Origin of the sequence: Kitasatospora sp. NPDC089797 (assembly GCF_040684795.1) — a bacterium.
Classification (GTDB): domain Bacteria; phylum Actinomycetota; class Actinomycetes; order Streptomycetales; family Streptomycetaceae; genus Kitasatospora.
Genome location: NZ_JBFBGS010000049.1, coordinates 41,567 through 65,013 on the forward strand (window position 1 = coordinate 41,567; position 23,447 = coordinate 65,013).

General features: G+C 75.0%; 20 protein-coding genes. 9 read left to right on the top strand and 11 right to left on the bottom strand.

Features of this window, described 5'->3' with window-relative positions; genetic code table 11:
• Window positions 1-70: 70 nt before the first annotated feature.
• The 3 genes from AB0O91_RS31770 to AB0O91_RS31780 all read right to left on the bottom strand — a co-directional run bounded on the left by AB0O91_RS31770 (window position 71) and on the right by AB0O91_RS31780 (window position 2,477).
• Window positions 71-916: an undecaprenyl-diphosphate phosphatase gene (locus AB0O91_RS31770; protein WP_363440505.1), complete on the bottom strand. Its 846-nt coding sequence runs from the start codon at window positions 914-916 to the stop codon at window positions 71-73.
• Window positions 917-1,165: 249 nt separating this feature from the next.
• Window positions 1,166-1,882, bottom strand: a complete 717-nt coding sequence (locus AB0O91_RS31775; protein ID WP_363440508.1) for a methyltransferase domain-containing protein — start codon at window positions 1,880-1,882, stop codon at window positions 1,166-1,168.
• 46 nt (window positions 1,883-1,928) lie between these two features.
• Window positions 1,929-2,477 (bottom strand): PadR family transcriptional regulator, encoded by a 549-nt coding sequence (locus AB0O91_RS31780; protein WP_363440510.1) that lies wholly within the window; start codon window positions 2,475-2,477, stop codon window positions 1,929-1,931.
• Between the two features lie 136 nt (window positions 2,478-2,613).
• Between AB0O91_RS31780 and AB0O91_RS31785 the strand changes: the two genes are divergently transcribed.
• On the top strand, window positions 2,614-3,384 hold the full coding sequence (locus AB0O91_RS31785) for an alpha/beta hydrolase (RefSeq protein ID WP_363440513.1): 771 nt from the start codon (window positions 2,614-2,616) through the stop codon (window positions 3,382-3,384).
• 26 nt (window positions 3,385-3,410) lie between these two features.
• Window positions 3,411-4,340, top strand: a complete 930-nt coding sequence (locus tag AB0O91_RS31790; protein WP_363440515.1) for an aminoglycoside phosphotransferase family protein — start codon at window positions 3,411-3,413, stop codon at window positions 4,338-4,340.
• 167 nt (window positions 4,341-4,507) lie between these two features.
• Here AB0O91_RS31790 and pxpB read toward each other — a convergent pair whose 3' ends face one another.
• The 4 genes from pxpB to AB0O91_RS31810 all read right to left on the bottom strand — a co-directional run bounded on the left by pxpB (window position 4,508) and on the right by AB0O91_RS31810 (window position 7,918).
• On the bottom strand, window positions 4,508-5,110 hold the full coding sequence (gene pxpB, locus AB0O91_RS31795) for a 5-oxoprolinase subunit PxpB (protein ID WP_363440581.1): 603 nt from the start codon (window positions 5,108-5,110) through the stop codon (window positions 4,508-4,510).
• 92 nt (window positions 5,111-5,202) lie between these two features.
• Window positions 5,203-5,979: a 5-oxoprolinase subunit PxpA gene (locus tag AB0O91_RS31800; protein WP_363440518.1), complete on the bottom strand. Its 777-nt coding sequence runs from the start codon at window positions 5,977-5,979 to the stop codon at window positions 5,203-5,205.
• A 143-nt stretch (window positions 5,980-6,122) separates the two neighbouring features.
• On the bottom strand, window positions 6,123-6,647 hold the full coding sequence (locus AB0O91_RS31805; RefSeq protein ID WP_363440521.1) for a hypothetical protein: 525 nt from the start codon (window positions 6,645-6,647) through the stop codon (window positions 6,123-6,125).
• Window positions 6,648-6,883: 236 nt separating this feature from the next.
• On the bottom strand, window positions 6,884-7,918 hold the full coding sequence (locus tag AB0O91_RS31810) for an IPT/TIG domain-containing protein (protein ID WP_363440524.1): 1,035 nt from the start codon (window positions 7,916-7,918) through the stop codon (window positions 6,884-6,886).
• 245 nt (window positions 7,919-8,163) lie between these two features.
• Here AB0O91_RS31810 and AB0O91_RS31815 point away from each other — a divergent pair, with 245 nt between their 5' ends.
• From AB0O91_RS31815 to AB0O91_RS31830, 4 genes are all read left to right on the top strand, one after another.
• Complete coding sequence (locus AB0O91_RS31815; RefSeq protein ID WP_363440583.1) at window positions 8,164-9,648, top strand: hypothetical protein; 1,485 nt, start codon at window positions 8,164-8,166, stop codon at window positions 9,646-9,648.
• A gap of 169 nt (window positions 9,649-9,817) precedes the next feature.
• The gene (locus AB0O91_RS31820; RefSeq protein ID WP_363440527.1) at window positions 9,818-10,693 is read left to right on the top strand and encodes a hypothetical protein; all 876 of its coding nucleotides are present in this window, start codon (window positions 9,818-9,820) and stop codon (window positions 10,691-10,693) included.
• A 41-nt stretch (window positions 10,694-10,734) separates the two neighbouring features.
• The gene (locus AB0O91_RS31825; RefSeq protein ID WP_363440530.1) at window positions 10,735-15,300 is read left to right on the top strand and encodes a hypothetical protein; all 4,566 of its coding nucleotides are present in this window, start codon (window positions 10,735-10,737) and stop codon (window positions 15,298-15,300) included.
• A gap of 19 nt (window positions 15,301-15,319) precedes the next feature.
• Window positions 15,320-16,081 carry a metallophosphoesterase gene (locus tag AB0O91_RS31830; RefSeq protein ID WP_363440532.1) on the top strand — a complete coding sequence of 254 codons (762 nt, stop codon included), beginning with the start codon at window positions 15,320-15,322 and terminating at the stop codon, window positions 16,079-16,081.
• Between the two features lie 16 nt (window positions 16,082-16,097).
• Here AB0O91_RS31830 and AB0O91_RS31835 read toward each other — a convergent pair whose 3' ends face one another.
• Window positions 16,098-16,529, bottom strand: coding sequence for a hypothetical protein (locus AB0O91_RS31835; protein WP_363440535.1), 432 nt, complete (start codon window positions 16,527-16,529; stop codon window positions 16,098-16,100).
• A 158-nt stretch (window positions 16,530-16,687) separates the two neighbouring features.
• Complete coding sequence (locus AB0O91_RS31840) at window positions 16,688-17,383, bottom strand: FCD domain-containing protein (RefSeq protein WP_363440537.1); 696 nt, start codon at window positions 17,381-17,383, stop codon at window positions 16,688-16,690.
• 188 nt (window positions 17,384-17,571) lie between these two features.
• Here AB0O91_RS31840 and AB0O91_RS31845 point away from each other — a divergent pair, with 188 nt between their 5' ends.
• Window positions 17,572-18,126, top strand: a complete 555-nt coding sequence (locus AB0O91_RS31845) for a gluconokinase (RefSeq protein WP_363440539.1) — start codon at window positions 17,572-17,574, stop codon at window positions 18,124-18,126.
• Between the two features lie 5 nt (window positions 18,127-18,131).
• Entirely contained in the window at window positions 18,132-19,520 is a 1,389-nt protein-coding gene (locus AB0O91_RS31850; RefSeq protein WP_363440586.1) for a gluconate:H+ symporter, read from the top strand.
• A 92-nt stretch (window positions 19,521-19,612) separates the two neighbouring features.
• On the opposite strand, the gene AB0O91_RS31855 is transcribed toward AB0O91_RS31850, so the two are convergent.
• Window positions 19,613-20,236 carry a TetR/AcrR family transcriptional regulator gene (locus tag AB0O91_RS31855; RefSeq protein ID WP_363440542.1) on the bottom strand — a complete coding sequence of 208 codons (624 nt, stop codon included), beginning with the start codon at window positions 20,234-20,236 and terminating at the stop codon, window positions 19,613-19,615.
• A gap of 77 nt (window positions 20,237-20,313) precedes the next feature.
• Here AB0O91_RS31855 and AB0O91_RS31860 point away from each other — a divergent pair, with 77 nt between their 5' ends.
• On the top strand, window positions 20,314-21,534 hold the full coding sequence (locus AB0O91_RS31860; protein ID WP_363440545.1) for an amidohydrolase family protein: 1,221 nt from the start codon (window positions 20,314-20,316) through the stop codon (window positions 21,532-21,534).
• 168 nt (window positions 21,535-21,702) lie between these two features.
• On the opposite strand, the gene AB0O91_RS31865 is transcribed toward AB0O91_RS31860, so the two are convergent.
• Window positions 21,703-23,298 carry a glycerol-3-phosphate dehydrogenase/oxidase gene (locus AB0O91_RS31865; protein ID WP_363440548.1) on the bottom strand — a complete coding sequence of 532 codons (1,596 nt, stop codon included), beginning with the start codon at window positions 23,296-23,298 and terminating at the stop codon, window positions 21,703-21,705.
• Window positions 23,299-23,447: the final 149 nt, after the last annotated feature.

The following is a 23,447-nucleotide window of genomic DNA, read 5'->3' on the forward strand; positions in this document are numbered from 1 at the left end:
GGGCCGGGACACCCCGTCGGGTGTCCCGGCCCACTGCTGTCCGCTCCGCCTCGTGCGGTGGAACGGCGTTCTACTTGACCGTGCCCGCGTCCGGCGCCAGCACGCCGCCCGCCACCAGGCCGATGATCAGTGCGCCGAGCAGCACCCGGTACACCACGAACGGGAGGAAGCTGTTGTTCGAGATGTACTTGAGGAACCAGGCGATCGCCGCGTAGCCCACCGCGAAGGCGATCACGGTGGCCAGGATGGTCGGCCCCCAGGCCGGGGCCGGGCCCTCGCCGATCTTGAACAGTTCCAGGGTGCCGGAGGCCAGCACGGCCGGGATCGCGAGCAGGAAGGAGTACCGGGCCGCCGCCTCCCGGCTGTAGCCGAGCAGCAGTCCCGCGCTGATCGTGCCGCCGGAGCGGGAGACGCCCGGGATCAGCGCCAGGGCCTGGGCGAAGCCGTAGGCGGCCGCGTGCGGCAGGGTGAGGTCGGTGATCGGACGGGCGCGGCGCACGGCCCGGGTGCGGTCGGCGAGGGCCAGGACCAGGCCGAACACGATCAGCGTGGTGCCGATGATCCGCAGGTCGCGCAGGTGGGTCTCGATGGAGTGCTGGAACAGCTTGCCGAGGACGGCGATCGGCAGGGTGCCGATGATCACGAACCAGCCCATCCGGGCGTCCGGCTCGGAGCGCAGCGCGGGGCGGAACAGCGACAGCGCCCAGGTCCGGACGATCGAGGCGATGTCCCGGCGGAAGTAGATCAGCACCGCGGCCTCGGTGCCGAGCTGGGTGACGGCGGTGAAGGCCGCGCCCGGGTCGTCCCAGCCCAGGAGGGCGGAGAACACCCGCAGATGGGCGCTGGAGGAGACCGGCAGGAACTCGGTGAGCCCCTGGATCAGGCCGAGCACGGCCCCGTGGAACCAGTCGATCACCGGGCACCCGCCAGGGGTATCGGGCGGGTGGGGCACGGCTGCGGCATGGGCGGGTCCTCGCGGGTCGGAGCGGGCGTGCGGACGTCCGCGACCCGCGCGGCCCCGGGCCGCGCACGGGGCCCGGCGCGCGGCCGATGGTACGGGGTGAAGGTAACAGTTCTTTGTTCACCCTTTAATCGGACTTTGCGCACCGATGCCGTGCCGGGCCCGGACCCGGGCGACCCCGGGCCCGGAGCGCCGCGGGATTGATCAGTCGGCCGGTCGGGCCCGGACCCAGGTGCGGTCCTCGGTCAGGTAGGTCTCGACCCGCAGCCCGGCCTCCGTCAGCGCCCGCTCGAAGGCCTCCGTGGTGAGCGGGCGGGACAGGAAGGTCTGGGTCCAGGTGCCGTCCGGGAAGACGTACTCCGCGTGGACGGAATTCACCCCGGAACCGACCGGTGTCGCGGAGAGGATCCGGGACACCCCGTCCGTCCCGGCGATCGGGCTCTCCCGCGGCACGTTCCGGTGCCAGTCCTCGCCCTCCCGCTGCACCAGCACGCAGCCGTCCTCGGCGACGTGGCGGCGGCAGGTCTCCAGCAGGCCCCGGCGGACGGCCGGATCACCGGCGTGCACCAGGAAGGAGGCGAGCAGCACCACGTCGAAGCGCTCGCCGAGGTCCAGCCGCTCGATCGGGCTGCGCACCGTCCGGACGTCCGCGCGCACCCGGGCCAGCATCTCGGCGGACTCGTCCACGGCGGTGACGGCGAAGCCGCGTTCGACCAGCGGGTGGGTCATCCGGCCGACGCCGCAGCCCAGTTCGAGGATGCGGGCGCCGGGCGGCACCGCCGCCTCGATCACCTCCGGGTCGTCGCCCACCGGCAGTCGGGACCAGACCTCGACGGCGCAGCCGTCCGGGGTGATCGCGCCGCTGCCGCTTCCGGCGTAGCCCTCGCGTCGTTCGTCGCGGTCGTGCGTGTCGTCGCCCATGCTTGCCATCGGACCACGGGCGGCCGGACGTCGGGGCGGGAACCGGTCAGTTCGCCGGTTCCCCGGCTCCGTCACCGTCCAGCTCCGCCGCCGCGGCGCGCAGCCAGGTGACCTCGGCCTCGGTCGTGGCCCGGGCGGTGAACAGCAGGCCGCGCCGGAACGGGTCGGTGAACTCCTCGGCGCGGAGCGGGCGTTCGCCCTCGTAGTAGAAGCTGGCCGGCTCGGCGAGGAAGTCCAGCCGACGGCGGAGCACGGCGGCCTGGGCGGCCGGGTCGTCGAGGTGGCGGAGGAAGGAGAGCAGGGTGGTCCAGCGGTTGCCGTCGCTGATGTCGAGCGGTTCGGGCGCGCGCAGCCGGTCGAGCAGTGCGCTGCGGCCGGCCGGGGTGAGGTGCAGGGTGTGCCGGGGGGCGGCGGCGCTGCCGGGCTCGGTCTCGCGCACCAGCAGGCCGTCGGCCTCCAGGCGCTTGATGGCGGGGTAGAGCGAGCCGTCGCTGATCGGGCGGATGTGGCCGGTGAGCGCGGCGAGGTGGCGGCGCAGCTCGTAGCCGTGCAGCGGCCGGTCGTAGAGGAATCCGAGGATCGCGAGCTTCAGCATGGGGTCACTCTTCCAGATCGGCGCCTCGGGGCGTCGGTATATCGGTTCCGTGATACCTCGACTTCGAGGTATGGTCTGGCCTCGCAAGCCCCGACCGACACCACGACCCCGACCGACACCGCAGGAGGGTGAACGCATGCGCGACGCCGTCGTCACGCCGAACGGCGACCGGATCCGCTGGGTGGAACTGCCCGGCGCCGAACCCGCCCGGCTCCACCTGCACGGCCTCGGCGCGACCTCCCCGGTCTACTTCGCGGCCGCCGCCACCCACCCGCTGCTCGCCGGGCGCCGCTCGCTGCTGCTCGACCTGCTCGGCTTCGGCATCAGCGACCGCCCCGCCGACTTCGCGTACACCCTGGAGGCGCACGCCGACGCGGTCGCGACGGCGGTCGCGGCGGCCGGGCTGAGCCGGGTCGAGGTGGTCGGCCACAGCATGGGCGGCGCGATCGCGATCGTCCTGGCGCACCGCCACCCCGGGCTGGTCTCCCGGCTGCTCCTGGTGGACGCCAACCTCGACCCGATCGCGCCCGACCGGCAGCGGACCGGCAGCAGCGGGATCGCGGGCTACACCGAGGCGGAGTTCCTGGCCGGCGGGCGGGAGGAGGTCGGTGAGCGGGTCGGGCCGTTCTGGTGGTCCACCATGCGGCTGGCCGGGCCGGAGGCCCTGTACCGCAGCGCCGTGCACCTCGCCCGGGGCAGCGAGCCGACCATGCGCGAGCTGCTGCTCGACCTCGACCTGCCACGCACCTTCCTGCACCCGGCAGCCGACGGCGAACCCGTGGGCGCCGACGGGCTGCGCGCGGCCGGAGTGCGGGTGGTGGCCGTGCCGGACTGCGGGCACACCATCATGCTCGACAACCCGGACGGATACGCTGCGGAGGCTGCCGCCGCGCTCGGACCGGCCTGACCGGCAGCGGCCGAGAGGAGCCCCGCATGCCGTCCGTCGTCGTCCCGCCCGCGCTGGTCGCGTCGCTCGCCGACTCCCTCGGCCCGGACGGACGCGCCTGGGCGGCCCGACTCCCGCTGCTGGCCGGTGAGTTGCTCGACGCCTGGGAGCTGCGCCCGGACGGCCCGGCGATGCACGGGGTGGTCGGGCTGGTGTTGCCGGTGCGCCGCGCCGACGGCACACCGGCCGCACTCAAGCTCCAGCTGGTGGACGAGGAGACAGCGGGCGAGCCGCTCGCCCTGCGCGCCTGGGGCGGGCACGGCGCCGTCCGGCTGCTCGACCACGAACCGGCCACCGGATCCCTGCTGTTGGAGCGTCTGGACCCGTCGTGCTCGCTGCTCGCGCTGTCGGACGACCGTGCGGCGGTGCGGGTGATCGCGGACCTGTTGGAGGAATTGACGAAGCATCAAGCTCCGTCCGGGCTGAGGGCGTTGAAGGCGATCGCGGCCGAGCTGCTGCTGCGGGCCCCGGCGACGGCCGCCGCCCACGCCGATCCGGCGGAGCGGCGGCTGCTCGCCGACTGTGCGGCCGCCGTCCGGGCGGTCCGCGCCGAGCCGGGCGACCGGCTGCTGCACTGGGACCTCCACTACGGCAACGTGCTCGCCCCGCTGCCCGGCGCCGAGCGCGCGCCCTGGCTGGCCATCGACCCCAAGCCGCTCGCCGGGCACCCCGCCTTCGAGCTGCTGCCCGCGCTGCGCAACCGCTGGGCGGACGTCGCCGGGGCCGCCGACCCGGCCCGGGCACTGCGGTGGCGCTTCGACCTGTTGGTGGAGGCGCTGGAGCTGGACGGCGAGGTGGCGGTGGCCTGGACGCTCGCCCGGGTGCTGCAGAACGCGGTCTGGTCCGCGGAGGACGGTGGAACGGCGCTCGACCCGGCCCAACGAGCCGTTGCGGAGGTGCTGTCGGGCCGGGGCTGAGGGCCGTCCGCCGCCGGCGCCGCGCGTGTCGCGTCCCGCGCCGTTCCGGCCCCGCGGCCGTGCCGTGCCAGTGCTGCCCCTGCCCTGTCGGCGACCCGTGGGTCCGGGGCGCGCCCGTTGTCACGCTGGTGTCGCTCCCGCTGTCACGCCCGTCGTCGCGCCCGTCGTCACGCCCGTTCGGCCGTGAAGCGGACCCGCAGCCCGGGGACCAGCAGCGCCGCCGGCTCGCGGGCGGCGTCCCAGAGGGGCAGTGCCGTCCGCCCGATCAGCTGCCAGCCGCCGGGGGAGGGGGTCGGGTAGGCGCCGGTGTACCGCCCGGCGAGCGCGACCGACCCGGCCGGCACGGCTGGGCGCGGGGTGGCCCGGCGCGGCACCTCGTACCGTGCCGGCAGTCCGGTGAGGTAACCGAAGCCGGGGGCGAAGCCGCAGAAGGCGACCACGTACTCGGGCCCGGTGTGGATCCGTACGGCGGCCTCCGGCGAGACGCCCCACAGCGCGGCGACCTCCGCCAGGTCCGCGCCGTCGTACACGGTCGGCACCTCCAGCAGCGGCCCGCTCGCCGTCGCGGCCGCCGCCGGACGGGCGCTGCGCAGCACCGCCGCGACCGCGCCGACGTCCGCGACGCCGTCCAGCAGCACGGTGCGGGCGGCGGGCACCACCTCGCCGACCTCGCCGAGTTCCCCGGCGGCCTGCCGCTCGCGCAGCCAGCCGTAGAGGGCGGTGACCTCGGCCGTGCCCGGGAGCTCGACCAGCAGCGCCCGCTCGCCCACCCGCCGTACCGGGGCGTGCGCGGCCTCCGGGCCGCCCGCGGCGAGCAGACCACCCGGGCCGCCCGCCGCGAGCGGTCTGCCCCCGGCGTCCGTCACGTGAAGGCCTCGACCCGGACCCCGGCCGAGGCGAGGGCGCCGCGGATCCGCCAGGCGAGCTGGGCGGCGCCGGGGGTGTCGCCGTGGACGCAGAGCGAGCGGGCCTCGACGGCGATCCGGTCGCCGCCGACGGCCTCCACCGAGCCGTCCCGGGCGATGCCGACGGCGCGGGTGATCACGGATTCGGGGTCGTGCACCACCGCGTCCGGTTCGCGGCGCGGGACGAGGGTGCCGGCCCAGGTGTAGGCGCGGTCGGCGAAGGCCTCGGTGACCACCGGCAGCCCGACCCCCTCGGCGACCGTGAGCAGCCGGGAGCCGGGCAGTCCGAGGACGGGCAGCGGCCCGTCGCAGACCGCACCGGCCCGCAGCACGCCGGCCACCACGGCCTCGGCCTGCTCCGAGTCGGTGACCACCCGGTTGTAGAGGGCGCCGTGCGGTTTGACGTAGGAGACCCGGGAGCCGGCGGCGCGGGCGAAGACCTGGAGGGCGCCGATCTGGTAGGCGATCTCGTCGGCGAGTTCCTCCGGGGGGACGTCCATCGCCCGGCGTCCGAATCCGGCCAGGTCGCGGTAGGAGACCTGGGCGCCGATCCGGACGCCGCGTTCGGCGGCCAGGGCGCAGACCCGGCGCATGGTCGACGGGTCCCCGGCGTGGAAGCCGCAGGCGACGTTGGCACTGGTCACCACCGACAGCAGGGCCTCGTCGTCGGTCAGGGTCCAGCGTCCGAACCCCTCACCGAGGTCCGCATTGAGATCGATCACCGCATCGGCCACGCCCGTCCGCCTCCCAGCAGCTGTTGAGCCAGATGGTAGGGCCTGCCGGTGAAGCCCGGTGTCCGTGACCCGGACGGCCGGAGCGAGCACCGGCGTGCAGCCTGCGGCCACACGCCCCGGGGCGGCGCCCGGGGCCGGTCGGCTCAGTCCGTGGCAAGGCGCTGCTGGAAGGAACGTTCCAGCGGACGGAGCGCCCGCAGCACGATCAGCAGCGGAATGACGCCGAACACGCCGAACGACATGTCGATGAATCGCCAGACCGGCGGGATCCCCCGCAGCGGTCCGCAGACCAGTGCCAGCGGGATCACCGCGCCGCAGGCCAGCGCGGCCCAGCGGATCACCCAGATGTTGCGGACCGGATCCTTGAGCGGCCCCCAGAAGGCGGCGCCGATCACCAGGTGGGCGAAGGCCAGCCAGTCGGTGCCGTACGCGAGGAAGGGGTAGTGCCGGTTGGTCTCGACGAGGCCGGTGTGGACCCGTTCGAACCAGGCGGTGACGGCCGGGACGTGGTCGGTCAGCGGGGCCGCCGGGCCGGTGGTGAACTCGACCAGCCAACGCGTCTCGGTCTCCAGCGGGAAGGCCGTCAGGCCGCTCAGCACCAGGCAGACCAGGAAGAACCCGAGCAGGCGCCGGACCTTCCGCAGGACCACCGCAGGGTCGTCGTCCATCTCGCCCACCTCCCGCGCGCGCCTGGGCGCACGCATGCCGACCGTGCAGGAGGGCCTTGTCCCACCTGCGCACGGCCGACTCTAGACCTCGATTTGAACGTGTTCAACTTGCCCGGGACCGCTTCACGCCCGGACGCCCCGACGCCCCCGGACGCGCCTGGGCCCGGGCGCCGGAGCGGCACCCGGGCCCAGGGCACGGGAACGAGCAGGAGCGGATCCCGGACGGGCCGGGACGGTCAGGCCGTGTAGGTGAACGTCACCGGCGCGCTGGTGCCGCCCGCCGTGGTCACCGTGACGTCCACCGGACCGGCCGCGGTGCCCGCCGGAGAGGTGGCCGAGCAGAAGGAGGGCCCGCAGGAGACGTGCGCCGCCGGCACCCCGCCGAACGTGATCGACCCGGCCGTCAGGTTGGAGCCCTGGAGGTACACCTGGGTCCCGCCGGCCACCGGCCCGCTCTTGGTGGTCAGGTTGCCGACCACCGGCGCGGGCGGCGCCGGCGGCGGGTTGCCGGTGTAGTCGAAGGCGGTGGCCGCGGCGGTGGTGCCGCCCGGGGTCACCACGCTGACCGGTGCACTGCCCGAACCGCCGGGCGTGGTCACCGTGCACGCGCTGTCCGTGCAGGTGCCCGGCGCCGGGACGCCGCCGACCAGCACCATGCCGCCGGTCAGGTTGCTGCCGCTGACGGTCACCGCGGTGCCGCCCGCGCCCGGTCCGGTGGTGGTGTCGAGCCCGGTGACGGCCGGCGCGGCCTGGACGGTCGGCGGCAGGTAGCTGCGGCTGCCCAGGTCGTAGCGGGAGATGTGCCCGGTCGGGTCGGTGTCGTTCGGGTTGGCGGCCGTCACCGTGATCACGCCGGCGATCGGCACCCCGGGGGTGGTGCGCAGGTTGAGCTTCATGAACTCGCTCTTCCCGACCACCCGGGTGCCGGTCAGCACGGCCTCCAGGTGGCGGCCGTCGGGGGAGAGGGTCTCGGTGAAGGTGTAGTCGTACGGCGTGGAGTAGAACATCGCGCCGTCGGTGACGACGCCCGGCGGGAGGTCGACGGTGAAGTGCGTGGGGCCGGTGAGGTCCGAGGTGCCGGACGAGACCCAGCTCGCCGACATGTTGCCGGAGGTGAAGAAGCCGCCCGGGTAGTTCCCGGACTGCGAGACGGTCACGTGCTGGGCGGAGGCCGACGGGGCGTCGGCCGGCGCGGCCACGGCGGCGCCGGTGCTGAGGACGGTCACGGACAGGGCGGCGGCGAGGCCCGCTTTGGCCAGTCGGGTGATCATAGGTTGATCATCACGGAACCGGCGCACCGCGTTCACGGTTTTATCGGATACCGGTTCGCCAATGGCGTGATTCCGTCGAAACCACGTTCTGAAAACCGCCCCGACACGCTCCTCGGCCCGCCGCCGGGCCCGTCCGCAAGGTCCGTTTCGGTCGAAGTCGGTGCGAACCCCTAATCTTGTCCACCGTGACCGTCATCGCTGACCCGCCCACCGAGCCCGGCCTCCGCCCGGCCGCCGGCGCCGCCGTGCCCGCCCCGCGGCCCGCACCCGGCCCCGCCGCCGACGAGGGCCTGGCCCGTCGGCTCAAGGCGCTGGCCTGCACCGCCCCGCTGCACGACCTGGACAACCGCAAGGTCAACCTGGCCGGCGAGTACGGCGGCTACGCGATGGCCGAGGTCGGCCTCGCCGCGATCGACCTGGTCACCCTGCACATGGACTTCGACACCGGTGCCGACCGCGACATAGTGCTCGCCCGGCTGCTGCCCCGGGTCGCCGCCCAGGCCCCGCACCGGCACGCCCCCGAGCACGAGCGGGTCGCCCGCTGGGTGCTGGAGTCGCTGATCAACGTCGGCAGCGTGGACCGCGGCTTCCGGGCCGTCTACGGCACCTTCGGCGCCGACGGCGAGTACGTCCGCCGCGACTACGACTTCAAGCTGATCGAGGAGGTCCCCGGCCCCGACGGCGGCGTCTACCTGCGCACCACCGACGAGGCGGTCAACGTCCTGGTCGGCGCGCTGGACACCGACGTCACCTCGGCCCAGATCGCCGCCGAGGTCAAGCTGGAGGTGCTGATCCGCCGCGGCCGCCTGGCCGACGCCCAGCTGGCCGCCGAGCAGGCCCGCTACCGCACCGTCCAGTACGCCGAGACGCTGCGCCGCGCCCTCGACGCCACCCGCCGCAACGTCCGCGCGGTCGACTGGATGAAGGCCGTCCCGGACCTCATCGACGAGGCCCTGGACCACATCGCCGACCGCTACCGGCACGAGAACGCGATTCTCACCAACATCCGCAAGGCCCGCGACGAGGCCGAGGACCCCGAGCACAAGCGCCGCGCCGCCGAGCTGGTCGACATCGTCAAGGACTGCATCCGCCGCCACACCCAGCTGCAGACCCGCTTGCTGGAGGCCGGCCCGCTGTTCCGCGCCGAGCAGGACCGGCAGGCCTTCGCCACCCCCGGCGCCCGCAGCGGCATCGACCTGTACGGCCAGCTGCTCGCCCCCGTGCTGCGGCTGCCGATAGAGCAGGCCGTCCGCCCGACCGGCGCCTTCTTCGCCCGCGGCGCCGGGCTGCGCACGCCCGTCTCGGTCCGGGTCGCCGACCTGGTCGACCTGCTGCTCACCCCGCCGGTCGAGCGCGAGCACCTCGGCGCCGAACTGCCCGACCCCGACCTGGTCGCCACCCCGGACGACAGCCGCTTCTCCGAAGCCCAGCTGGAAGCCGCCCAGGAACTGCTGGACCTGCCCCCGGACGCCCCCCGCCGGCTCTCCGGGCTGCTCGCCGACGCCCGCCGGCAGGATCCGGAACTCCCGTACCTGGTCGCCCTGTTGGCCGTGCACGCGGCCAGCCCGCCGGTCGGTACCGCCTACCGCCAGGGCGAGGAGCGGCTGCTCTTCGCGGTGGACGACGGCACCCCGCTGCGCGACCGGGAGTTCGGCGGCGCCGACCTGATCGTCGGCAGCGCCCTGCTCGACGCCGTCGGCATGGCCGCCGACCGCAAGGACGCCGGCTGAGCGCCGGGCCGACCGACATGACACACCAGCCCACCGCCCTGACGCACCGACCGAGTGCCCTGACGCACCGACCGACCGGCCTCACCCGCCGGCCCACCGGCCCGACGCACCACCGGACCACCCGACCAGCAACTGGCACGACCAGCAACAGCCCCGAGGAGCACCGCCCGTGACGACCCACCACGACACGTCCTGGGCGGCCGAGAGCGAACCCGCGGCCCCCGCGCCGATCACCCCGGCCGACGTCGCCGACGCCGCCCGGCTGGTCTCCTTCGGCCTCCAGGCCAAGCTGCTCCCCGCCCGCGACGCCGAGTACGCCGAACTCGTCCGCCGGCACCGCGAGGACCCGCCGTTCGCCCGCCTCGCCGACGCCATCGCGACCGGCATGGGCCTGGTCGTGCTGGAGGTCTCGCCACGGGCCGGCATGGCCGTGGCCGCCGCCGAGGAGTCGCTGTTCGCCGTCCGGATGGGCGACTACTCCCGCCGCGCCGCCTCCGAGTCCACCGACCGCTTCCTGCACGGCCTGGCCCACCTCGCCGTCGCCGCGATGGCCTTCCCCCGCCCCGAGGACCTCGCCGACGACGGCTACCTCGGCCGGATCACCGTCAACGGCGTCGACTCCTTCGTCCGCCAGGCCTGCCGCCGCCTGGAGGAGCAGGCCGACACCGACGGCGCCAACACCGACCCGGCCTCCGACGCCCCCGGCCTGGAGGCCGCCTGGCGGGTCTGGGCCCGGCGCACCGCCACCGGCGCGACCAAGGACGCCCGCCGGCTCTCCGGCTCCACCATCGGCATCGTCGCCAAGGCGGTGATGTTCCTGGTCGACTCCGGATTCCTGCAGAAGGTCTCCGACGACTCCGGCGGCACCTACCGCACCACCGCCCGCTACCAGCTCCAGGTCCGCGACCTGGCCGGTGGCGCCGCGATGGCCGAACTCCTCGACCTGGGCATCGTCCCCGTCTCCGACGGCACCGCCAGCCTGCTGCCGCCGGACACCTCGGACGAACTGGTCGCCGACGCCGGCCTGCCGTTCCACTCGCTCTGATCGTTCTGACAATCCCATAGACGCACGGAGAACCGCCGCACATGTACGAGCTCAACCGGGTCCGCCTCTACTCGATCGGACCGGCCGGCGCCCGCTACGCCGACACGGTGCTCGACCTGCGCGGCGTCGGTGACCCCGTCGCCGACCCGGCCCCGCAGCAGATCGGCCTGTTCGGCGAGGAGGGCGACGGCCCGGTCCGCCGTCCGGCCCCGGCCGGCGTGCTCTTCCTGGAGAACGGCGGCGGCAAGTCCGTCCTGCTCAAGCTGATCTTCTCGGTGATGCTCCCCGGCCACCGCAACACCCTCGGCGGCGCCAGCTCCGGCGTCCTGCGCAAGTTCCTGCTCGCCGACGACTGCGGCCACGTCGCCCTGGAGTGGCAGCACACCGTCACCGGCGAGCTGATCGTGGTCGGCAAGGTCAGCGAGTGGCGCGGCCGTCAGGTCTCCTCCGACCCGCGCAAGTTCGCCGAGACCTGGTACTCCTTCCGCCCCGGCCCGGGCCTCACCCTCGACTCGCTGCCGGTCGCCGAACGGGTCAGCCTGGCGGGCTACCAGAAGGCCCGCGGCCGCCGCCGCACCATGAAGGGCTTCCGCGACGCCCTCACCGAGGCCGGCAAGGCCCACCCCCACCTCGACCTGGTCTTCGAGGACGGCCACGACCGCTGGACCGAACACCTCGGCGACCTCGGCCTCGACCCCGAACTCTTCCGCTACCAGCGCGAGATGAACGCCGACGAGGGCGAGGCGGCCGGCCTCTTCGCGGTCAAGCAGGACAAGGACTTCACCGACCTGCTGCTGCGCGCCGTCACCGACACGCGGGACACCGACGGCCTGGCCGACCTCGTGCACGGCTTCGCCGCCAAGCTCGGCCTGCGCGCCGAGCTCACCGCCGAACGCGACTTCACCGCGGGCTCCCTGGACCTGCTGGAGCGCATCGTCGAGGCCACCGCCGCCCGCGAGACGGTCCGTGAGGCCCACCGCACCGCCGAACGCCGCGCCCGCCGCCTGGCGCACGCCCTCACCTCCCGCGCCGCCGCCGAACGCGACCGCGCCCAGGACCTCGCCATCGAGGTCGCCGCCGCCGCGAGCGCCGTCACCGCCGCCGAGTCCGACCGCACCCGGCACAGCCTGATCGCCGACGAACTCACCCACCGGCACGCCACGTTGAGCCTCGCCGCGGCCACTGCCGAGGCCGCCGCACTGCGCCGCGAACTGACCGACGCCCGCACCCTGCACTCCGCCTGGCAGGCCGCCGAGGCCGTGCTGCGCCAGCGCGCCGCCGCCGACCGGGTCACCCGGGTCGCCGCGGCCATCCGGGAGGCCGAACTGGACGCCGCCCCGGCGCTCGCCGCCCGCGCCCGCGCCGCCGGTGCGCTCGCCCGCGCGCTGGAGGCCGCCGCCCTGGCCGCCGAGACCCGCGCCGACACCGAGGAGCAGCGCGCGGGCGAACTCCAGGAGGACGGCGGCAAGGCCCAGTCCGCCGCCACCGAGGCCGCCACCGCCGCCCAGAAGGCCCGCAGCGAGGCCGAGCACCTGCGCCAGCGCCTCGCCGAGGTCGAGCAGGAGACCCAGGCCGCCGTCGAGGCCGGCTTCATCGACGCCGACGGCGACGTGGACCCGGCCCGCGCTGCCCTGCACGCCGCCGACGTCGAGAAGGCCGCCGCCGCGGCCCTGGCCCAGGCCCGCACCGCCGCCGAGGCCGGCGCCACCCGGCTGCGCGAGGCCGCCGCCGCCACCTCCCGCGCCGAACTCGCCGCCGAACGCGCCGGCGACGCCCGCAAGGACGCCGCCCGCGCGCTGGCCGCCGAACAGCGCACCGCCGCCCTGCTCGCCACCGAGCAGCGCCTCGCCGACCTGCTCTCCCTCACCCCGTACCAGGAGGACGCCGAGGAGGACGCCGGCTTCCTCACCCCGACCGTGCTCGACCGCAACGCCGAGTACCTGCGCGAACTCCTCGACGAGGCGATCGCCACCGCCGAACGCACCCTGTTCGACCTGCGCACCGCCGCCGCCGACGACTCCCGGATCCTCGCCGCGCTCGGCGACGGCGGCCTGCTGCCGCCCGGCCCCGACGTGCTGGCCACCGTCGAGTACCTCGCCGAGCACGGCATCCCCGCGCTGCCCGGCTGGCGCTACCTCGCCCAGTCCGTCGACCCGGCCGACCACGAGGCGATCCTCGCCGCCCGCCCCGAACTGGTCGACGGCGTGGTCGTCACCGACCCGGCCTCGCTGGAGCGCGCCCGCGAGGCCCTCCAGGCCGCCGCCCTGCTGCCGCGCTCCACCGTGGCCGTCGGCGCCGCCGCCTCGCTGGTCGCCCCGATCACCGACCAGCCCGCCTTCTTCCTGGTGCCGCCGAACCCGGCCATGCACGACGAGTCCGCCGCCGACGGCGAGCGCCGCGAACTGCGCGCCCGCGCCGCCGCCCGCGAGGAGCACATCCGCGAACTCGCCGGCCGCCTCGGCGCCGACCGGGCCCTCGCCGCCCGGCTCGCCTCCTGGCACGCCAGCTGCCCGCCCGGCACCCTCGCCGAACTCGCCGCCGCCGCGGAGACCGCCCGCGAGCACGCCGAGCAGGCCGCCGCCGCCCTGGCCACCCTGCGCGCCGAGCACGACGAGGCCGAGACCGACCACGCGGCCGCCGCCTCCGCCCACGAGGAGCAGCGGGAGGCCGCCCAGCGCGCCCGCCGCCGCGCCGACGCCCTCTCCGGCCTCGCCTTCCGGCTCCGCGAGCGCGCCAACTGGGCCCGCCGCCAGCGCGAGCTGGCCGAGGACGCGGCCGAGTGCGACCGCCGCCAGGCGGTCTGCGCCGAACGCGCCCGCACCTGCGACGAGGACCGCCGCGCCGCCCAGCGCGCCGCCGACGACGCCCGCCGCACGGTGCGCGCCCTGCGCGCCGAACGGGCCGAGATCCCCGCCGCCGAGCAGGCCGACGACCCCGCCGAGCAGACCGCCCCCGTGGCGCTGCCCGCGCTGCGCGAGGCCTACCGGGCCGCCTCCCAGCTGTACGAGAAGGTGGGCGTCGGCGCCGACCTGCGCGCCGAACAGGCCCGCGCCGAGGGCGACGAGGCCGCCGCCGCGGCCGAGCTCGACCGCCTCACCAACAAGGTCCGCACCCGCGCCGAGGAACTGCTCGGCAGCCCCGACGGCGCCGACGGCCCGGCCCGCCAGGCCGCCGCCGCCCGGGCCGAGGAGCTGGTCGCCACCATCGAGGCCCGCTCGGCCGCCGCCAGCGAGCAACTCGGCCGCCTGCGCGGGGACGCGGAGCGCTCCGCCCCCGCCGACGGCGAGGCGCACACCGAGCTGCCCGAGGAGCTCGTCCCCGCCGACCCCGAGCACGCCCAGACCCTGCTGCGCACCGCCACCAGCCGGCTCGCCGAGTGCCGGGAGGCGGTGGACACCGCCCGCACCGCGCACGCCGACCTCCAGCGCACCTTCGACGCCGCCCAGTCCGCCGGCGCCGACTTCGACGAACTGGCCGGCCAACTGCGCGACGGGCTGCGCGAGCAGCAGGAGGACGACGGCCAGACGGTCGAGCCCTACCTGGGCTCGCTGCCCGAGGCCCGCAACGCCTCCACCGACGCCCGCCGCGGCCTGCGCACCGCCGTCGGCGAGCTGTCCTCCGCCGAACTCGCCGTCCGCGACGCCTCCGACGCGCTGGTCCGGCACGCCAACGCCGCCCGCTACGAGGCCGTCCGCACCCCGGCCCGGCAGCAGATCCGCGAACTGCCCGCCTCCGCCCTGCCCGAGCACGCGGCCGCCTGGGCCGCCGCCTTCGCGCCCCGGCTGCGGGTGCTCACCGACGAGCTCACCCAGTTGGAGAAGAACCGCGGCTCGATCGTCGACCGGCTGCGCGGGCTGGTCGAGTCCTCGCTCACCACGCTGCGCGCCGCCCAGCGGCTGTCCCGGCTGCCCGAGGGCCTGGGGGAGTGGTCCGGCCAGGAGTTCCTGCGGATCCGCTTCGAGGACCCGGACCACGCCACCCTGGTCGAGCGCCTCGGCGAGGTCATCGACGAGGCCACCCGGGCCGCCGTCAAGAAGAACAGCGACCTGCGCCGCGACGGCATGTCCCTGCTGCTGCGCGGGGTCGCCGCCGCGATCGGCCCCAAGGGCGTCAGCGTCGAGATCCTCAAGCCCGACGCGGTGCTGCGCGCCGAGCGGGTGAGCGTCGGCCAGATGTCCGACGTCTTCTCCGGCGGCCAGCTGCTCACCGCTGCCATCGCGCTGTACTGCACGATGGCCGCGCTGCGCGCCAACGACCGCGGTCAGTCCCAGCTGCGGCACGCCGGCACGCTGTTCCTGGACAACCCGATCGGCCGCGCCAACGCGACCTACCTGCTGGAGCTCCAGCGCGCCGTGGCGGACGCGCTCGGCGTCCAACTCATCTACACCACCGGCCTGTTCGACACCACCGCGCTCGCCGAGTTCCCGCTGGTGATCCGGCTGCGGAACGACGCCGACCTGCGGGCCGGGCTCAAGTACATCTCGGTGGAGGAGCACCTGCGCCCCGGCCTGCCCGCCCCGCAGGACCCGGACGGCCCGACCATCCACGGCGAGATCACCGCCACCCGGATGTTCAAGCGCCCGGCGGAGGTTCCCGCCCAGCAGTGAACTGACTAGCGTGACCGCCATGCTGACGATCGCGCACCTCAGTGACATCCACCTCGGCCAGGTCCACGACGGGGACGGCGGCGAGCGGGCCCGGCGGCGGGCCGAGCAGGTGATGGCGTACCTCGGCGCCCTGCCCGGCCCGCTGGACGCCGTGCTGGTCACCGGGGACCTCGCCGACCACGGCCTGCCCGAGGAGTACCGGCAGGTCGCCGAGGTGCTGGCCTCGCCGCACCCGGTGCTCACCTGCCCCGGCAACCACGACCGCCGGGAGCCCTACCGGCAGGTGCTGCTCGGCGAGCAGCCCTCACCGGAGCCGGTCAACCGGCTGCACCGGCTGCCCGGCGCCGACGTGCTGATGCTCGACTCCTCGGTACCCGGACAGGACGACGGCCTGCTGGACGACCGGACGATCGACTGGCTGGACGGCCGACTGGCCGACGGCCGCCAGGAGTTGCCCGCTCTGGTGGCCTTCCACCACCCGCCGGTGGAGCTGCACATCCCGTACGTCGACCGGGTCCGCCAGTTCGGCGAGGCCCGGCTGGCGCACGTCCTGCGCCGCCACCCCCGGGTGGCCGCGCTGCTCTGCGGCCACTCCCACACCCCCGCCGCGAGCACCTTCGCGGGCCGACCGGTGCTGGTCGCGCCCGGGGTGGTCTCCACCGTCACGCTGCCCTGCGAGGGCGGGCCCGGCATCTCCTTCGGCCACCCGCCGATGCTCGCCCTCCACGTCCTGGACGGCGACGCCCGGCTCACCACCCACTACCGGGTGGTCCCCGGGTAGGACCGGCCCGGCCCGGTCAGGAGCCGTACTGCTGCCCGGTCGGCCGCCGGTGCTGGTACGGCTGCTGGGGCGGGTACGGCTGGGGCTGCTGCGGTTGCGGGCGCTGCTGCCGGTGCGGCGGGGGAGTGCCGCCGGAGCGGGGGAACGGCCGGGCGGCCAACGGCTCCGGCGCGACCCGGCTGCCCTCCATCGGGGAGGCGGAGTTCGGCCCGCGCATCCGCTGGGCGGCGACCTGGCGGGAGATCAGGATCTCCAGCAGGCACCACATGGTGCCGAACACGCCGAGCCCCATCGCCAGCAGCGCCGGTGTCATCAGCCAACTGCCCGCGTACGAGGCCAGGGTCGCGACCACCACGCCCACCAGGGTGAAGGCCAGGCAGAGCACCGCCCGGACGGCGGCGGAGCGCACCTCGTCGGGTAGGCGACGACGGCGGCGTGGCACGGACATCGGGCGACCCCCAGGCGCGGATCCGGTGGCGGACTCGGAACGGGCGTACGCGAAACGCGCCCCCTCGGCTGACTCTGCCCGCGTCGAACCCGGACTATGCGTCCGAATCCGTTGAACTGCTGCCAAATCGTGTCAACCGGGCAGGCGTTGCCCCCGGCTCACCCCAACTGCAGGTTGAGCTCCTCCAGGGCGCCGGTGACGATGGTCCGCATCGCCCGCTCGGCGTGGGCCGCGTCGCCGCCGCAGATCGCGTCGGCGACCTCCCGGTGCAGCCGGATCGCGTACGGTTCCGGCTGATGGGGCATCAGATGGTACTCGGTCCGGCCGGTCAGCACCGCCCCCACGGTGTCCCCGAGGTGGGCGAACATCTCGTTCCCGGAGGCGCGCAGCACCAGGGCGTGGAAGGCGATGTCGTGACCGAGGAAGGTGGTCAGGTCGGCCTCCCGGGCGGCGACCGTCAACTCCACCGCCAGCGAGCTGAGTTCCCGCCGGTCGTCGTCGGTGGCGTGGGTCGCGGCGAGCGCGGCCGCGGCCGGTTCGACGGCGACCCGCAGCGAGCCGAGCGAGCGCAGCTGGGCGGGCCGGTCGGCGCCGGCCAGTCGCCAGCGGATCACCATCGGGTCGAAGACGTCCCAGAGCGACTTCGGCTGGACGGTGATCCCGACCCGCCGGCGGGAGGCCACCAGGCGCATCCCCTCCAGGACGCGCACCGCCTCCCGGACGACCGTCCGGGACACCCCGAACCGCCCCTCCAGCTCCTCCCCGCGCAGCACCGCGCCCTCGGGGATCTCCCCCGACGCGATCGCCGGCCCGAGTTCGTCAAGCACCCGACCGGGCAGCCCCTGGATCTCCATCCGCCCAGCGTAGACGCCCGGGCCCGCGCCCTCCCGGGCGCCTCCGGCGCGGCCGGGCGGCCCCGCCGTGGCGGGCAGGCCCTGCGACCGAGCCCACACCGCAAAAGTATGACGATTTGGTTTCCACCACTTGAATACGTCATATCTTTGAAGCGATAGTGGCGGCCTGCAACGAAGGAGCACCACCCATGGCTCTCAACGTCGAGAACCGAGCCCTCCCGGACGCCCCCCTCACCGTCGTGGTGATGGGTGTCTCCGGTGTCGGCAAGACCACCCTGGCCCGCCTCCTGGCCGACCGCCTCGATCTCCCCTTCGCCGAGGCGGACGAGTTCCACCCGCCGGCCAACATCGCCAAGATGTCCGCCGGCATCCCGCTGGATGACCAGGACCGCGAGCCCTGGCTGCACGCCGTCGGCGAGTGGCTCGGAGAGCGCACCGCGGTCGGCACCGGCGGCGTGGTCACCTGCTCGGCGTTGAAGCACCGCTACCGCGACATCCTGCGCGGGAACGCCCCGGCGGCCTTCTTCCTGCACCTCAGCGGCGGTCACGAGCTGGTCGAGGACCGGCTCTCGCACCGCACCGGCCACTTCATGCCGACGTCGCTGCTCGACTCCCAGTACGCCGCCCTGGAGCCCCTGGGCGCGGACGAGCACGGCGCCGTCCTGGACGTGGGCCCGTCCCCCGAAGAACTCGTCGAGAAGGCCGTGGCGCTGCTGCGGCCCGTCAATGGAGACCTCGCGTGAGTAGCCTGACCCCCACCCTGCTGGCGGCCGCCCCTCCGGCCCTGCCGCACACCGGCAGCGACTCCCAGCTGCTGATCGCGGTGCTGCTCAGCATCGGCGTGATCGTCCTGCTGATCAGCAAGCTGAAGCTGCACCCCTTCCTCGCCCTGACGCTCGGCTCCGGCCTGCTGGCCGCCGTCGCGGGCGCCCCCTTCGACAAGCTGCTGAGCAGCTTCTCCACCGGCTTCGGCTCGACCGTGGCCAGCGTCGGCCTGCTGATCGGCCTGGGCGCGATGCTCGGCAAGCTGCTCGCGGACTCCGGCGGCGCCAACATCATCGCGGACACCGTGCTGTCCCGGACCGGCACCAAGGCGCTGCCCTGGGCGATGGCGCTGATCGCCGCGGTGCTCGGCCTGCCGCTGTTCTTCGAGGTCGGCGTCGTCCTGCTGGTCCCGATCGTGCTGCTGGTCGCCCGGCGCGGCAACGTGCCGCTGATGCGGGTCGGCATCCCGGCCCTGGCGGGCCTGTCGGTGCTGCACGGCCTGGTGCCCCCGCACCCGGGCCCGCTGGTCGCCGTCGACGCGCTGAAGGCCGACCTCGGCATCACCCTGGCGCTGGGCCTGCTGATCGCCGTCCCGACGCTGATCGTGGCCGGCCCGCTGTTCGCCCGGGTCGCCGAGCGCTGGGTCGGCCCGCTGGAGATCCCGGCCGCCGTCACCCCGGAGGAGCCGGCCAGGTCGGAGCGCACCCCGTCCTTCGTCGCGGTCATGGCGACCATCCTGCTGCCGGTCGTGCTGATGCTCGGCAAGGCCCTGGCCGACGTGGTGATCGACGACCCGAAGGCCGTCGGCCAGCGGGTCTTCGACTTCATCGGCTCCCCGCTGATCGCGCTGCTCGCCGCCACCCTGCTCGGCATGCTGACCCTCGGCAAGGCGGCCGGCTTCGACCGGGCGCGGATCTCCGACACCGTCGGCAAGGCGCTCGGCCCGATCGCCGGCATCGTGTTCATCGTCGGTGCGGGCGGCGGCTTCAAGCAGACCCTGATCGACGTGGGCGTCGGCGACATGGTCAGCCACTGGTCCGCGAAGTGGCACATCTCCGCGCTGCTGCTCGGCTGGCTGATCGCGGTGCTGATCCGCCTGGCCACCGGCTCGGCGACGGTCGCCACCATCACGGCCGCCGGCATCGTCTCCCCGCTCGCCGCCGACATGTCCTCGACCCACGCGGCCCTGCTGGTGCTCGCGATCGGCGCCGGCTCGCTGTTCCTCTCGCACGTCAACGACGCCGGCTTCTGGCTGGTGAAGGAGTACTTCGGGATGAGCGTCGGGCAGACGCTGAAGTCCTGGTCGGTGATGGAGACGATCATCTCGGTCGTCGCGATAGCGCTGATCCTGCCGCTGAGCATGATCGTCTAGCCCGGCGCCCGGCCGCCACCACCGCCGAGGGGCGGCACCCGTACCGTACGGGTGCCGCCCCTCGGCGTACCCGGGCCGGGGCCGTGCCCCGGTCAGCGCCCGAGCAGCCCCGACAGCACGGCCGACGTCGCCGCCAGCAGCTCCTCGGCCGGCGCGCCGCCCGCCGCCGTCCGGGCCAGCAGCCCCTCCCGCGCGGCCAGGACCACCGCCGCCGCCTGTCCGGCGTCGGCCCCTGCGGGTACCAGCTCGGGCAGCGCCCGCTCCAGGACGTCCGCCAGTGCCCGGGTGACCGCCCGGTCGTGCTCGGCGACCTGCCCGGCCAGCGCCTCGGAACGGGCCGCGACCAGCCGGAACTCCAGGAACAGCAGGACCCAGCCGGTCTCGGCGGGCTCGACCCGCACCAGGGCCTCGACCAGCCGCCGGGCCCGCTCCCCGGGCTCCAGCGCCTCGCAGGCGGCGGCCAGCTCCTCCAGCTCGGCCATCCGCCGGGTGGCCTGGGCGTCGAAGAGCGCCAGCAGCAGGTCCTCCTTGCTGCCGAAGTTCGAGTAGAAGGCGCCGCGGGTGTACCCGGCGGCGGCGCAGACGTCCTCGATGCTCGTCCCGGCGAAGCCGGTGGTGAGGAAGAGCTCGCCCGCGGCGGCGAGCAGCCGGGCCCGGGTGTGGACGCGGCGCCGGGGCGGGCGGGGAGCGGCGGCGTCGATGGGGGGTGGGTTCACAGCAGCACGATACATGGTGTATTCAGTACGAGTCGTATTCAATACGAGCCGTACTGAACTGCGAAGGGCACCACGTCATGGACCGACTGCTGATCACCAACGCCCACCTGCTCCACCCGGAGGACGGCACCCGCACCGACCTCGGCTGGCTGGAGGCCGCCGACGGCCGGATCGCCGCCACCGGCACCGGCCGCCCGCCCGCCGCCGGCGACGGCGTCCGGGTCCTGGACGCGCGCGGCGCCACCGTGCTGCCCGGCCTGGTCGACGCCCACGTCCACCTCCTGGTCACCAGCCTCGACCTGCCCGACGTCGCCAACTGGACCCCCGGCTACGCCACCGTCCGGGCCCTCGCCGAGGCCGAGCGGATGCTGCGCCGGGGCTTCACCACCGTCCGCGACGTCGGCGGCGCCGACCACGGGATGGCCCGCGCCCTGGCCGAGGGACTGGTGCCCGGCCCCCGCCTGCTGCACGGCGGCAAGGCGCTCTCGCAGACCGGCGGCCACGGCGACCTGCGCCCGCTCGGCGACGACTCGCTGCCCTGCTGCGAGGCCCGCCCGCACTTCGGCCGGATCGCCGACGGCGTGGACGCGGTGCGCGCGGCCGCCCGGGACGAGTTCCGCAAGGGCGCCCGGCACCTCAAGGTGCTGCTCTCCGGCGGCGTCGCCTCCCCGCACGACGAGATCGCCGCCGTCCAGTACAGCGAGGAGGAGATCCGGGCCGCCGTCGAGGAGGCGGAGAACCACAACCGCTACGTCACCGTGCACGCCTACCACCCGCGGGCGATCGACCGCGCCCTGCGGGCCGGCGTGCGCTGCGTCGAGCACGGGAACCTGCTGGACGACACCACGGTCGAGCTGCTGCTGGAGAAGGACGCCTTCCTGGTCCCGACGCTGGTCGCCTACGAGCAGACCGCCCGGCTCGGCGCCGCGGCCGGCCTGCCGCCGGCCTCGCTGGCCAAGCTCGCCGAGGTCCGCGACCGGGGCCTGGAGGCGCTGGAGCGCGCCCACCGGGCCGGCGTCAACCTGGTCTACGGCAGCGACCTGCTCGGCCCGCTGCACCACGCCCAGCTGGAGGAGTTCACCCTGCGCGCCCAGGTCCAGCCGGCCCTCGACGTGCTCCGCTCGGCCACCACCACCGCGGCCCGGCTGCTCGGCCTGGCGGGGGAGATCGGCACCCTCGCCCCGGGCGCCCACGCCGACCTGCTGGTGGTCGACGGCGACCCGCTGACCGACCTCACCGTGCTCACCCGGCCGGCGGAGCACCTGCGGCACGTGGTCAAGGCGGGCCGGCCGGTCTGAGGCCGGGCGCGACGCCGAAACGGCGGGCGGGCGCCCGGGGAAACCCCGGACGCCCGCCCGCCGTACCGCAACTGCCTACTTGGTTCCGCGCTTCGCGAGGCTGTGCCTACTTGGTTCCACGCTTCGCGAGGCTGTGCCTACTTGGTTCCACGCTTCGCGAGGCTGTGCCTACTTGGTTCCGCGCTTCGCGAGGAAGGCCTCGACCTCGTCCCGGATCTCCGGGGTGTCCAGCCCGCGCACCGTCATCGTGGTGCGGCGGCGCAGCACGTCGTCCGCCGTGTACGCCCACTCGTTCTCGGCCGCGTACGCGACCTGCGCCCAGACGTCCGGGCCGTCCTCGTGGATCGGCCGGCCGAGCTCCGGGTTCTCGTCGATCATGCGGGCGATGTCGAAGGAGAGGGTGCCGTAGTGGCTGGCCAGGTGCTTGGCCACCAGCGGCTCCATCCGCGAGCCCGGCTCCCGGTCGATCAGCAGGCGGTGCGCCACCGCGTTCGGCGCGCCGACGCCCGGCAGCGGGACGGTCGGGGCGATCGGGGACATGTCCTCGGCCAGGCCGGTGCCGGGCACGTGGGCCAGCTTCTCCAGCACGGCGCGGCCGATGTGGCGGTAGGTGGTCCACTTGCCGCCGGAGACCGACAGCATGCCGCCGCGGCCCTCGGTGACGACGGTCTCGCGCTTGGCGGCGGCGGTGTCGCCCGGGCCGCCCGGCAGCACCCGCAGGCCGGCGAAGGAGTAGGTGATCAGGTCGCGGTCGAGGTGCTCGTCGCGGATCGCGTGCGCGGCCTCGCCCATGATCTGGTCGATGTCCGCCTCGGTGGCCCGGACGTCCTTCGGGTCGCCGGTGTACTCCTCGTCGGTGGTCCCGAGCAGGACGTGGTCCTCCCACGGGATGGCGAAGGAGACGCGGTACTTGTCGATCGGGATGGTCAGCGCGGCGCGCCACGGCGAGCGGCGCTTGACCACGACGTGGGCGCCCTTGGAGAGACGGATCGACGGCGCGGCGCCGGCGTCCTCCATCGTGCGCAGGTGGTCCACCCACGGGCCGGTGGCGTTGAGCACCAGGCGGGCGTCGACGCCGAACTCGGTGCCGTCCAGGCGGTCGCGCAGCTCGGCGCCGGTGACCCGGCCGCCGGTGAAGCGCAGGCCGGTGACCTCGGCGTGGTTGAGCACCACGGCGCCGGCGTCGACGGCGGCGCGCACGGTCATCACCGCGACGCGCGAGTCGTTCATCTGGTGGTCGCCGTAGACGGCCACCGAGCGCAGGCCCTCGGTGCGCAGCGCGGGCACCTGCTGGGCGGCGTGGGCGGCCGTGGAGACCCGGCCCATGCCGTCGCGGAAGGCGGACAGCGCCGAGTACAGGAACACGCCGGCGCCGAGCTTGGCCGCGCCGTGCGGGCCGCCCTTGTAGACCGGCACGAAGAAGGTCAGCGGGTTGACCAGGTGCGGGGCCACGTCGGTGGAGAGCGCGCGGCGCTCCTTGTGGTTCTCCGCGACCAGCTTGACCGCGCCGGTCTGCAGGTAGCGCAGGCCGCCGTGGACGAGCTTGGACGAGGCGCTGGAGGTGGCACCGGCGAAGTCGCCGGCGTCGACCATGGCGACCTTCAGGCCGGCCTGGGACGCGGTCCAGGCGACGGCCGTGCCGAGGATGCCGCCCCCGATCACCAGCAGGTCGTAGGTGGCCTTGCCGAGCAGCTCACGGGTCTCGGCGCGGGAAGCGGTGCGGCCGGCGGTGCGCTCGGCGCCCAGGGTCGGGATGGTTGCCATGGTGGTTGTGTACGGCGCGCTGGTCGGGCTGCGCCGTTACTCCTCTCGTGTGCGGTGCGGCCCCTGCGGGAGAGGCCGGTCGGCCCGTGTGCGGCGGGCCGAATAACGGGACCGGCCGGTCGGGGCACGGGGCCCCGACCGGCTCGTCG

Excerpts from the sequence above, each read along its gene's own strand:
- AB0O91_RS31835 (WP_363440535.1), bottom strand. The coding sequence starts at position 16,529 with ATGTCCGTGCCACGCCGCCGTCGTCGCCTACCCGACGAGGTGCGCTCC.
- AB0O91_RS31805 (WP_363440521.1), bottom strand. The coding sequence starts at position 6,647 with ATGGACGACGACCCTGCGGTGGTCCTGCGGAAGGTCCGGCGCCTGCTC.
- AB0O91_RS31810 (WP_363440524.1), bottom strand. The coding sequence starts at position 7,918 with ATGATCACCCGACTGGCCAAAGCGGGCCTCGCCGCCGCCCTGTCCGTG.
- AB0O91_RS31840 (WP_363440537.1), bottom strand. The coding sequence starts at position 17,383 with ATGGAGATCCAGGGGCTGCCCGGTCGGGTGCTTGACGAACTCGGGCCG.
- AB0O91_RS31780 (WP_363440510.1), bottom strand. The coding sequence starts at position 2,477 with ATGCTGAAGCTCGCGATCCTCGGATTCCTCTACGACCGGCCGCTGCAC.
- AB0O91_RS31860 (WP_363440545.1), top strand. The coding sequence starts at position 20,314 with ATGGACCGACTGCTGATCACCAACGCCCACCTGCTCCACCCGGAGGAC.
- AB0O91_RS31775 (WP_363440508.1), bottom strand. The coding sequence starts at position 1,882 with ATGGGCGACGACACGCACGACCGCGACGAACGACGCGAGGGCTACGCC.
- AB0O91_RS31865 (WP_363440548.1), bottom strand. The coding sequence starts at position 23,298 with ATGGCAACCATCCCGACCCTGGGCGCCGAGCGCACCGCCGGCCGCACC.
- AB0O91_RS31845 (WP_363440539.1), top strand. The coding sequence starts at position 17,572 with ATGGCTCTCAACGTCGAGAACCGAGCCCTCCCGGACGCCCCCCTCACC.
- AB0O91_RS31785 (WP_363440513.1), top strand. The coding sequence starts at position 2,614 with ATGCGCGACGCCGTCGTCACGCCGAACGGCGACCGGATCCGCTGGGTG.
- AB0O91_RS31790 (WP_363440515.1), top strand. The coding sequence starts at position 3,411 with ATGCCGTCCGTCGTCGTCCCGCCCGCGCTGGTCGCGTCGCTCGCCGAC.
- AB0O91_RS31830 (WP_363440532.1), top strand. The coding sequence starts at position 15,320 with ATGCTGACGATCGCGCACCTCAGTGACATCCACCTCGGCCAGGTCCAC.
- AB0O91_RS31825 (WP_363440530.1), top strand. The coding sequence starts at position 10,735 with ATGTACGAGCTCAACCGGGTCCGCCTCTACTCGATCGGACCGGCCGGC.